The organism is Micromonospora sediminicola (genome assembly GCF_900089585.1).
Lineage (GTDB): Bacteria > Actinomycetota > Actinomycetes > Mycobacteriales > Micromonosporaceae > Micromonospora > Micromonospora sediminicola.
The window spans coordinates 614,145-623,262 of sequence record NZ_FLRH01000004.1; the positions used below are offsets into that span (position 1 = coordinate 614,145).

Annotated in this window: 12 protein-coding genes and 1 tRNA gene; 5 read left to right on the forward strand and 8 right to left on the reverse strand. The window is 71.2% G+C overall.

The annotated features are described in order from the left end of the window. Positions 1–83: 83 nt before the first annotated feature. On the reverse strand, positions 84–770 hold the full coding sequence (locus GA0070622_RS24310) for a hypothetical protein (protein WP_141684627.1): 687 nt from the start codon (positions 768–770) through the stop codon (positions 84–86). A 141-nt stretch (positions 771–911) separates the two neighbouring features. On the opposite strand from GA0070622_RS24310, the gene GA0070622_RS24315 reads away from it, so the two are divergent. Both GA0070622_RS24315 and GA0070622_RS24325 read left to right on the forward strand, forming a co-directional pair. Continuing rightward, positions 912–1,097: a hypothetical protein gene (locus tag GA0070622_RS24315; protein ID WP_141684628.1), complete on the forward strand. Its 186-nt coding sequence runs from the start codon at positions 912–914 to the stop codon at positions 1,095–1,097. Positions 1,098–1,410: 313 nt separating this feature from the next. Then, on the forward strand, positions 1,411–1,968 hold the full coding sequence (locus tag GA0070622_RS24325; RefSeq protein WP_218060637.1) for a hypothetical protein: 558 nt from the start codon (positions 1,411–1,413) through the stop codon (positions 1,966–1,968). A 150-nt stretch (positions 1,969–2,118) separates the two neighbouring features. On the opposite strand, the gene GA0070622_RS24330 is transcribed toward GA0070622_RS24325, so the two are convergent. The 3 genes from GA0070622_RS24330 to GA0070622_RS24340 form a co-directional block, all read right to left on the reverse strand. After that, complete coding sequence (locus GA0070622_RS24330; protein ID WP_091579070.1) at positions 2,119–2,721, reverse strand: hypothetical protein; 603 nt, start codon at positions 2,719–2,721, stop codon at positions 2,119–2,121. A gap of 135 nt (positions 2,722–2,856) precedes the next feature. After that, positions 2,857–2,928 (reverse strand) — tRNA-Val (locus GA0070622_RS24335). A gap of 50 nt (positions 2,929–2,978) precedes the next feature. Continuing rightward, positions 2,979–3,509, reverse strand: a complete 531-nt coding sequence (locus tag GA0070622_RS24340; RefSeq protein WP_369700185.1) for a TIGR02611 family protein — start codon at positions 3,507–3,509, stop codon at positions 2,979–2,981. A 273-nt stretch (positions 3,510–3,782) separates the two neighbouring features. Here GA0070622_RS24340 and GA0070622_RS24345 point away from each other — a divergent pair, with 273 nt between their 5' ends. Then, positions 3,783–4,214, forward strand: a complete 432-nt coding sequence (locus tag GA0070622_RS24345) for an SsgA family sporulation/cell division regulator (RefSeq protein WP_053653619.1) — start codon at positions 3,783–3,785, stop codon at positions 4,212–4,214. An 84-nt stretch (positions 4,215–4,298) separates the two neighbouring features. On the opposite strand, the gene GA0070622_RS24350 is transcribed toward GA0070622_RS24345, so the two are convergent. Continuing rightward, positions 4,299–5,075, reverse strand: coding sequence for a glucose 1-dehydrogenase (locus GA0070622_RS24350; protein WP_091579073.1), 777 nt, complete (start codon positions 5,073–5,075; stop codon positions 4,299–4,301). 157 nt (positions 5,076–5,232) lie between these two features. Here GA0070622_RS24350 and GA0070622_RS24355 point away from each other — a divergent pair, with 157 nt between their 5' ends. Together GA0070622_RS24355 and GA0070622_RS24360 are read left to right on the forward strand one after the other, a co-directional pair. After that, positions 5,233–6,150, forward strand: a complete 918-nt coding sequence (locus tag GA0070622_RS24355) for a helix-turn-helix transcriptional regulator (RefSeq protein ID WP_091579076.1) — start codon at positions 5,233–5,235, stop codon at positions 6,148–6,150. A 7-nt stretch (positions 6,151–6,157) separates the two neighbouring features. Beyond that, the gene (locus GA0070622_RS24360) at positions 6,158–6,613 is read left to right on the forward strand and encodes an RrF2 family transcriptional regulator (protein ID WP_091579078.1); all 456 of its coding nucleotides are present in this window, start codon (positions 6,158–6,160) and stop codon (positions 6,611–6,613) included. On the opposite strand, the gene GA0070622_RS24365 is transcribed toward GA0070622_RS24360, so the two are convergent. Genes GA0070622_RS24365 through GA0070622_RS24375 form a run of 3 tightly spaced genes read right to left on the reverse strand, consistent with a single transcriptional unit; the run spans position 6,614 to position 9,116 of the window. After that, entirely contained in the window at positions 6,614–7,225 is a 612-nt protein-coding gene (locus tag GA0070622_RS24365) for a malonic semialdehyde reductase (RefSeq protein WP_091579081.1), read from the reverse strand. It abuts the gene before it with no gap. Next, a complete protein-coding gene (locus GA0070622_RS24370; protein WP_091579083.1) occupies positions 7,222–7,785 on the reverse strand; it encodes a flavin reductase family protein in 564 nt (187 codons plus the stop codon). Before GA0070622_RS24370 ends, GA0070622_RS24365 begins: the two co-directional genes overlap by 4 nt. Then, positions 7,782–9,116: an LLM class flavin-dependent oxidoreductase gene (locus tag GA0070622_RS24375; RefSeq protein WP_091579086.1), complete on the reverse strand. Its 1,335-nt coding sequence runs from the start codon at positions 9,114–9,116 to the stop codon at positions 7,782–7,784. The genes GA0070622_RS24370 and GA0070622_RS24375 overlap by 4 nt, the downstream gene beginning before the upstream one ends. Between the last annotated feature and the right edge of the window lie 2 nt (positions 9,117–9,118).

The following is a 9,118-nucleotide window of genomic DNA, read 5'->3' on the forward strand; positions in this document are numbered from 1 at the left end:
TGGGCAAACGCCCGATCCGCCCCCATGGCGCGCCGGACCCCATGCCGGTCAGGGTGTCCAACCTGCCGGCCGTGGGGGCAAGTCTATGCGTCGGCAGGCAAGAGCTTCAGCGCCGGGCGCGGTTCCGCCGAGAGCCCTGATCGAGCTGGCTCGGGCCACTCCGGGAGGTCGTTCAGGTCACCACCGAAGGCCAACACCGTCTGGGCAGCTAGATCGCAGGCGGCTTGGATGAAACCTTCTGCGCCCATGAGCCGCATCGAATGGCCCCCGTTCGCCAACGTCCACAGTGCGCCCGAAGCGTTCGACGCCGCCCGCGGATCCTGACCGTGGCTGAGCAGGTCGCGGAGTTTCTTCATGTCCGTCAGGTAAGCACCGAGGGACTGCTTGCCGGCGAACACGGCCCACCTGGATCGATTGCCAGCTCCGGTTCCCTGGACCCGCGTCCGCACACCCCAGTCGTTCGTGAAGAGCTTGACGCCATATAGTTCGCCAGCTTGGTGAAGCTTGTCCGGATTCAGCGGCAGTGCGCGCGGACTCGTGGGATCGCGGAGGACGTCGTTGAAGAACGCTTCGACGGCCGCATAGGACATGGTGAAGATCGCCCAGCGGAGCGCATACTGCTTGGTGGAACGCCCCAGCCTGCGACCGTCGCGGCCGCTCAGCTCATCGATGTCGCGGTGCAGTGTGACGAGCAGCGTCGGGTTCGTCAGTCCCGCAGCAAGCGACTCCGCGGCTTCGATCACGAGGGAAAGGCGCGCATGAGCAGGCACGCCTTAACACTATCGACGACGCCGGCACCCAGCCGGAAGCGCAGTCTCACGGTGATGAGGAACTGTTATCGATCCTGCCTCCACAGCCTCAAGAACGATGAGGGTGATCTTGACTGCCGTGCCTCCAGCAGCGGCGTGGTCATGGTCGCCTGGCAGAAGATCGCCCTCGGGCGCGTCCACGCCGGCAGGACCGTCACCATCACCGTCTCGGACACCGAGCTGGCGATCGAGTGCGACGACGGCATACGCACCGTCCGCCGCATTAACCAGCGCCCCGTCACCCGCATCAATGCCCACCGCCCCCGAACGGCCGCATCCCATGTCTAGATCAACAGCGATGCAACACGCACGCCGCGCGCAGCTGGGCTGCCTCAGCACGGGCAGCTTCCGCCTCCGCGCGAGCATCACCGCGATCCCCCTCGAACAGCAGCACCCGGGACAGACCGTCCAACGCCTCAGCCATGGCTTCCCGCCACTCGGCCAGGTCACTGGGATCCGCAGGATCAGCAGGGCGCATCGAGCGCACCCGGCGAAGTTCCCGCGTGGCGGCCTTCAGGGGGCCAGAAACCATCAAAGGTCTTCTCTCACCGCAACAGCGACCCCGCAAAGTCGTGTCAACAACCTAGACCCAACGTCAAACATGTCCTGGGACGGATTCGTCAAGCATGTGGTGGGACTGGACAAGCCGGCGGCCGACTACCCCGCGCCGGTTGAGGCGGACACGCAAGGCCGGGCCATCACCGATCCTGCGATGATGATCCCCGTGTCGAGCAGCGAGGCAGACAACACCCGGACTTTGCGGCTGATTGGCTACTGGTGTGCGCCAGGCGAGGAGCACTGGCCCGACCCCGCACTGTTCGTGGACCACGAGGCCGATGCGGTGGTCCAGCGACGGGTGAGCGACTACCTGCGTGGTGGCACGTGGTTCGTGGCTACAGCGGGCCACTCATTGTGTCGACTGTGCGGTACCCGGAACGGATCCACTGAGCTGACCGACGGCAGGTACTTCGTGTGGCCAGAAGGACTCGCGCACTACATCGACGCGCACGGCGTGCGACTACCGGATGAGATCACCGAACTGATGGATCAGCCGCCGGCGCCCGTTGACGTGGAAGCGTTCGAGCGTGATGTCCTCGAGACAGAAGAGATCCTCATCGACACCGCCTGGTGGCGTTCAGTGCGTGGCTCACAGTCCTGACGTCAAGGGTCCTACGGTCCGCCCAGCCCTGGCGCCAGGGGTCACGGCGGTTGACGTGTCAGTACCGGTCTCGTCGAAGCCGACAAGGGAAGCCCTCGAACGTCTTGGCGACTCTCTCGTCCCTGACTGGCCGCCACCGGAAGGGGTGGTTCAGCCCTCGCGGTTCGGGTCGGTGAGGGCGTTCCAGTCCTCAGCGCTCATCGGGAACGGCCCCCAGTGCGGCAGGTAGAACGGCCGCCGTGGCGGGTCGGCCACCGTGAACGGCTTGAACTCCGGATCCGCGATCACCCGGTAGACGAACTCGGCCGTCGACATGTCGAGTTGGTGCCACGGCTCGATGCCGTCCCACCGCGCGACCACAGGCCACCGGTCGGGCTCCACGGAGCGGTCCGCCAGCCAGTAGTACTCCCCTTCGGTCTGATCGCTGCCCCATTGGATCAGCCCCGTCCCCTTGTCGGACTCGTACAACTCGTAGGGGGCCCACAACCGCGCGAAGTCAGGCTCACTCGGCCACTGCCGAGAATGGGCCCACGCGCGGAACAGCGGTTGCGCATGATCGTCGGTCGGCCGGAAAAGGTCCAGGTAGGCGTAGAACGCCCCAGGAACGAACCGGCGGCACAGTTCCTTGAAGTCCGTCGGCAGCGTAACGCCCAGCTGGGCTTCCACCTGCTCCCAGCCGACACCATCCTCAGGCTCCTGACGCCATCCGGTCACATCGATGATCCGGTCGATCCACGTCAGCTGATCAGTCACGGGCGGCAAGGTAACAGCCCAGCCGGACAACTCCTCGTCCGGTCGTCACCCGCCCGCCGACCGTTGCCGCACAAAGCTGCTGTACGACAGCAGAAAGGCCACTTCCCGAAGCCGGGAAGTGGCCTTTGACCTGCGTGGGCGATACTGGGATCGAACCAGTGACCTCTTCGGTGTGAACGAAGCGCTCTCCCGCTGAGCTAATCGCCCTCAGCGCGCATGACTCTACCCGATCGAGGGCCCGGACCAAAAACCGGGTCTCAGTGCGTCGCGAGGTAGTGCATCGCCCGCGCCACCACGTCGATGCCGAGGCTGTACTTGAGCGACAGCCACACCACCACCGACACGAAGACCAGGCCGACGGCACCGAGCACGAAGCGCACGCCGAGCGACCTGCTGGTCACCCAGCGCGTCCAGGAGTTGACGTGTCGGCGGGTGAACGCGAGCAGCCGGCGGGCCCAGTGGAACTCGACCGCCCAGACGCCGAGGCCGGCGATGACCAGCAGCCAGCCGGGGCCGGGCAGCGGGATGAGCGCGATACCGACGGTGACCACGAGGGCGCCGAGGATGCCGATGAAGATCTTGAGGGCGACGCGGCCGGTGGGGTTGGCGCGGATCAGGTCCAGGGTGGTGTGCAGGCGACCTCGCCAGCCCCGCCTGCGCTCCAGCAGAGCGCCTCGCGAACGCCCGTCGACCGGCACCTCGTACCCCCGCCTTTTGGCTGCTCGGGCCGCACCTTTCGGCGATTCGGCCCTGGTCCGCGCCGTCACCGAGGATCCCCTCGTGACCATTTCCACCCCCAGTGTCGCCCGGGACCGTCACCCCTGCTGACGACTGGACGTTACCGGAGTAAGTCGACGACTGAACCACCCGTTGCCGGGCGGGACGACGGAGTGGGCGGAACCGGAAATCCTACAAGGGTTCTCACGTTCCCGAAGGCTTTCCGACCCCCTTCCCACCACTGGGTGAAGTCAGCGTATGGCGGAGCGTAGCCAGGAGCAGCACCTGAGTATGGGAAAAGCGGGACACGCGCGTTCCGCAGCGGTGCCGGGGGGAGAACGTCCATGAGTGTCATCCGACCGACGACCGTAGAGGTCGAGACGTCGCTAAGGCTCGTCGCGCCTGACGCCACCGCCTTGCCGGTGCGTGCCAGCCTGCGTTACGACCCTGCTGACCCGTATGCGGTCCATGTCCTGTTCCATGCCGAGTCCGCCGGCGGCGAGGCGGTGAGCTGGTCGTTCGCCCGCGAACTGCTGGTCACCGGGCTCGACGAGCCGGCCGGCATCGGCGACGTCCGGGTCTGGCCGTGGGCCACCCCGCGCGGCGACTTCGTCGCGCTCGCGCTGTCGTCCCCGGACGGCAACGCCCTGTTCGAGGTCCCGCGCAGCGTGCTGGTGCGCTTCCTGCGCCGGACCTACGTCGTCGTCCCGCGCGGCCGTGAGGCCGAGCACCTGGACGTCGACACCGCGGTGACCCGGCTGCTCGCCGGGCGCTGACACGGCAACCACCCGGGGCCGCGCGGATCTGCCGAGTCCGCGCGGCCCCGGGCCGTCTCACCCCGGGGGTACGCCGCCGCGCGCTCAGCCGTGCGTGGTGATCCCGCCGTCGACCGGGATGACCGCGCCGGTCAGGTAGGCGCCGGCGCGCGACGCGAGGTAGATCGCGGTGCCGGCCATGTCCTCGGGGCGCCCGATCCGGCCCAGCGGCACCTGCTGCTCGATGGCCGCGCGCGACTGCGGGTCGTCCAGCGCGAACGCCATCATCTTGCTCTCGAACGGGCCGGGCGCGATCGCGTTGACGGTGATCCGCTCGCCGGCGAGTTGGTGGGCCAGGCTGCGGGTGAGCATGTGCACGGCCGCCTTGGTGGCCGAGTAGGCGTACACCTCCATGAACGGCACCCGGATGCCGTCGATGGACCCGATGTTGATCACGCGGGCCGGGTCGTCGTCGGCGGCGGCGGCGCGCAGTTCGGGCAGCAGCGCGGTGGTGAGCCGGAAGACGGCCTTGACGTTGACCGCCCAGAGCTTGTCGAACGCGCCCTCCGGGTATTCCTCCAGCGGCGCGCCCCAGGTGGCGCCGGCGTTGTTGACCAGCACGTGCACCCGGTCGTGGCGCTGCCGCACTGCCTCGGCGAGGGCGAGCGCGCCCTCGTCGCTGCCCAGGTCCGCCGGGATGGCCTCGCAGTGGCCCTCGGCGGAGAGTTCCTTGGCCACCGACTCGCACACGTCGGCCTTGCGCGAGGAGATGACGACCCGGGCGCCGGCCCGGACGAAACCGCGGGCGATCATCAGCCCGATCCCCCGCGAGCCGCCGGTGACCACCACCGTCTTGCCGTCGACCGAGAACAGATCCGTCATGCGCATCCCATCGCCGTCGCCCGGGCCGCGGACCGGTCCCCCGGCCCGGGCCTTACCGATCGGTAACCTAACCGCCGGGCGTACGCGCCGACAAGAGCGGCCCGAGCGGGGCGAAAGCGTCGAGATGCAACGTGCCGCCGGGCCGGTTACCGTCGGGATGATGGTCACTACCGGTCAGCCCTCCCCGGCCACCCGCACCGGCCTGTCGGAGCCCCGCCTCGGCACCGACGAGATCGTCACCGGCGCGCTCGACGACCTCACGGCCGACCGCGGCTGGTCCCGGCCGGTCCTGCTCGACCGGGACGTGTTGATCCTGGTCACCCACGGACACGGCACCGCCGAGCTGGACTTCCGGGCCGTGCCCTGCCGGCCGGGCACGCTGCTGCGCGCCCACCCCGGCCAGGCGCTGCGCTGCGTCGGCACGCAGCTGGACGCGACGGTGGTGAGCTGGGGGCCGGACGCGCTGCGCGGCCTCGACGTCGACCCGGACGCGGTGCCGACCCACCGGCAGCTCGCCGGCGAGGACGAGGACGCGGTGATCGGCGAGGTGAGCCAGCTGGCCGTGGACGCCGACCGGCACGCGCTGGTGCCCGCCGCCGCGGCGCTGCTGCGCCACCAGCTCGCCGTGCTGCTGCTGCGGCTGAGCCTGCTGCCGCACCCCGACCGGTCGCCCGCGCCACGGGCCGAGGCGGAGACGTTCCGGCGGCTGTGTCGGGAGGTGGAAAGCGGCTACCGGGACACCCGCCGGGTCGAGGACTACGCCGCCCGGATCGGCTGCTCGGTGCGTACCCTGACCCGGGCCTGCCTGGCGGTGACCGGCCGCAGCGCGAAGCAGGTGGTGGACGAGCGGGTCGCGTTGCAGGCCTGCCGGCTGCTCGCCGCCACCGACGAGCCGATCGCCCGGATCGGCCGGCGGCTCGGTTTTCCCGAGCCGACCAACTTCGGGCGCTTCTTCACCCGCGAGGTCGGGGTGAGCCCGGGCGCGTTCCGGGCCGGCCGGGAACGGCCGCTGCCCGTCCGTCTGGTGCGTCCCCGCCCGCCCGCCGACTCCCCCGCGCCGGCCGGCCGGGCATGATGGCACTGTGCAGATCTCCGCGCGCGGCGACTACGCGGTCCGGGCAGCCCTGAGCCTGGCCACCGCGTACCCCACCCTGCTGTCCACCCAGGCCATCGCGGCGGAGCAGGACATGCCCCGCAAGTTCCTCGAGGCGGTCCTGGCCGACCTGCGCCGGGCCGGGATCGTCCGAGCCCAGCGCGGCGCCGAGGGCGGCTACACCCTCGCCCGCCCGCCGCGCGAGACCACCATCGGGCAGGTGTTGCGCGCCGTCGACGGCCCGCTCGCCGGGGTCCGCGGGCTGCGCCCGGAGGAGACGCGGTACGAGGGAGCGGCGGAGAACCTGCCCCGGCTCTGGGTGGCGGTGCGCGCCTCGGTGCGCCGGGTGGTCGACGAGGTGAGCCTGAACGAGCTGGTCAGCGGCCGGCTGCCGGCGCACGTGCGCAAGCTGACCGCCCAGCCGGACGCGTGGGAGCCCCGCTGATCACAGCGTGCTGACCACCTCCTCGTAGGGCAGCCGGGGCAGCCGTTCCCGCCAGGCGTCCGGCGCCGGGCGGCCGATGTTCATCAGCAGCAGCACCCGGTGCCGCCCATCCGGGAAGAACTCGCGCTCCACCCCGGCCGGGTCGAACCCGGCCATCGGGCCGGCGGCCAGCCCGGCGGCGCGGACCCCGACCACCAGGTAGCCGATCTGGAGCGCGGCGTTGAACCGGGCCTGCGCCTCCCGGCCGGCCGGGTCGCCGGTGAACCAGTCGCGGGCGCCGGGGCGGTGCGGGAACAGCTCGGGCAGCCGGTCGTGCCAGTCCACGTCGGCGGCGAGCACCGCGGTCAGCGGTGCGGTCGCCGTCTTGTCCCGGTTGCCGGCGCTGACGTACGGCAGCAGCCGCGCCCGGGCCGCCGCGGAGCGCAGCAGCAGCACCCGCAGCGGTTGGGCGTTCATCGCGGTCGGGCCGTACCGGACCAGGTCGTGGACGGCGCGCAGCTGCGCGTCGTCGACCGGTTCGGCGGTGAACGCGTTGGCCGTCCGGGCCGCCCGGAACAGCAGGTCCTGGGCGGCCCGGTCGAGCGCGAGCAGTTCGTCGGCGGCGGTGGTCACCAGGACCCGGGCCAGTCGCCGAGCGTGGTGGTGTAGCGGCCCCGGTGGTGCAGCAGCGGGTCGCCGTCCTCGCCGGCGCCCAGCGCGAGCGGTTCGCCGAGCAGGATGGTGTGGTCGCCGGCCTCGATCCGGCGGACCACCCGGCACAGCAGCACGGCGAGCGCGTCGCCGATCAGCGGCACGCCGAACGGCCCGGTGGTCCAGCCCGGGTGGGCGGTGAACCGGTCGATGCCGCTGGTGGCGAAGATCTGCGCGATCTCCTGCTGCCCGGAGGCGAGCAGGTGCACGGCCACGTGCTCGGCCTGCTCGACGGTGGGCCAGCTCGACGAGGCGCGGCCGAGGCAGACCGACACCAGCGGCGGGTCCAGCGACACCGAGGTGAACGAGGTGGCGGTGAAGCCGGCCGGCGGCAGGTCCGCCCGCATCCGGTTGCCACGCAGGCCGGGCGTGGTGACCACGGTGACCGTGGACGCCTGCCGGCGCAGCAGGCCGCGGAACGAGTCGACGTCGACCGGGCGCAGCTCGACGGTGCCGGCGTCGGGGCGGTCCACGGTGGTCACGACGCCACCAGCTCTCGGGTGGCGTAGACGCTGGCCGGTCGGGGCAGGCCGTAGTGCTCGCGCAGGGTGCGCCCGGTGTATTCCGACCGGAACAGCCCGCGTCGGCGCAGCAGTGGTACGACGTGGTCCACGAAGGCCTCCAGTCCGTGAGGTAGCAGCGGTGGCATGACGTTGAAGCCGTCGGCGGCGCCCTGGGTGAACCAGAGCTCGATCTGGTCGGCGATCTGCTCCGGGGTGCCGACCACGACGCGGTGCCCGCGCCCGCCGCCGAGCCGGCCGATGAGCTGGCGCAGGGTGAGCCGTTCCCGGCGGGCCAGGTCGACCACGAGCTGGTAGCGGCTCTGGTGCGACTGCACCGCGTCGGCGTCGGGCAGGTCCGGCAGCGGCCCGTCCAGGGGCAGGCCGGTCAGGTCGAGCCCGGTCATGCCGGAGAGTTGGGCGAGGGCGTGCTCGGGCACGATCAGCGCCTCCAGTTCGTCGGCGAGGGCACGGGCTTCGGACTCCGTACCCCCGATCACCGGCGCGATACCCGGCAGGACCTTCACCAGATCCGGGTCGCGGCCGGCGTCGGCGGTGGCCCGCTTCAGCGCGGTGTGGAAGGCCTGGCCGTCGGCGAGTGTCTGCTGGGCGGTGAAGACGGCCTCGGCGTAGCGGGCGGCGAACGCGATGCCGTCGGCGGACGAGCCGGCCTGCACCAGCAGCGGGCGGCCCTGCGGCGGGCGGGGCGTGTTGAGCGGCCCGTGCACCCGGAACCGCTCGCCCGTGTGCGCGATCTCGTGCACCCGGTCGGTGTCGGCGAAGACGCCGGCCGCGGTGTCGAGCACCAGCGCGTCGTCCTCCCAGCTGTCCCAGAGCTTGATCGCCACGTCGACGTACTCGGCGGCGCGGCGGTAGCGGTCGGCGTGCGCGGGGTGGTCGTCGAGGTTGAAGTTGCGGGCCTCGCGGGCCTGCGCGGAGGTGACGATGTTCCACCCGGCCCGGCCGCCGCTGAGGTGGTCGAGCGAGGCGAAGGCGCGGGCCAGGTTGAACGGCTCGGTGTAGGTGGTCGAGGCGGTGGCGATCAGGCCGATGTGCTCGGTGGCCGTGGCCAGCGCGGCGAGCAGCGTGATCGGTTCGAAGACGGCCTGGATGTTGTGCCGCACGGCCGGGCCGACGGCCAGCCCGTCGGCGAGGAACACCGAGTCGAGCGTGCCCCGCTCGGCGATGCGGGCCAGCTCCTGGAAGTGCCGCACGTCGGCGAGGCGGCTCGGGTCGGTGCGCGGGTGCCGCCAGGCGGCCTCGTGGTGGCCGACACCCATCAGGAAGGCGTTGAGGTGCAGGGTCCGGGACATGG

What these genes read in the sequence shown, in the direction of transcription:
- GA0070622_RS24315 (WP_141684628.1), top strand. Translation starts at nt 912, where the DNA reads ATGGTCGCCTGGCAGAAGATCGCCCTCGGGCGCGTCCACGCCGGCAGG.
- GA0070622_RS24325 (WP_218060637.1), top strand. Translation starts at nt 1,411, where the DNA reads ATGTCCTGGGACGGATTCGTCAAGCATGTGGTGGGACTGGACAAGCCG.
- GA0070622_RS24340 (WP_369700185.1), bottom strand. Translation starts at nt 3,509, where the DNA reads ATGGTCACGAGGGGATCCTCGGTGACGGCGCGGACCAGGGCCGAATCG.
- GA0070622_RS24345 (WP_053653619.1), top strand. Translation starts at nt 3,783, where the DNA reads ATGAGTGTCATCCGACCGACGACCGTAGAGGTCGAGACGTCGCTAAGG.
- GA0070622_RS24350 (WP_091579073.1), bottom strand. Translation starts at nt 5,075, where the DNA reads ATGACGGATCTGTTCTCGGTCGACGGCAAGACGGTGGTGGTCACCGGC.
- GA0070622_RS24355 (WP_091579076.1), top strand. Translation starts at nt 5,233, where the DNA reads ATGATGGTCACTACCGGTCAGCCCTCCCCGGCCACCCGCACCGGCCTG.
- GA0070622_RS24375 (WP_091579086.1), bottom strand. Translation starts at nt 9,116, where the DNA reads ATGTCCCGGACCCTGCACCTCAACGCCTTCCTGATGGGTGTCGGCCAC.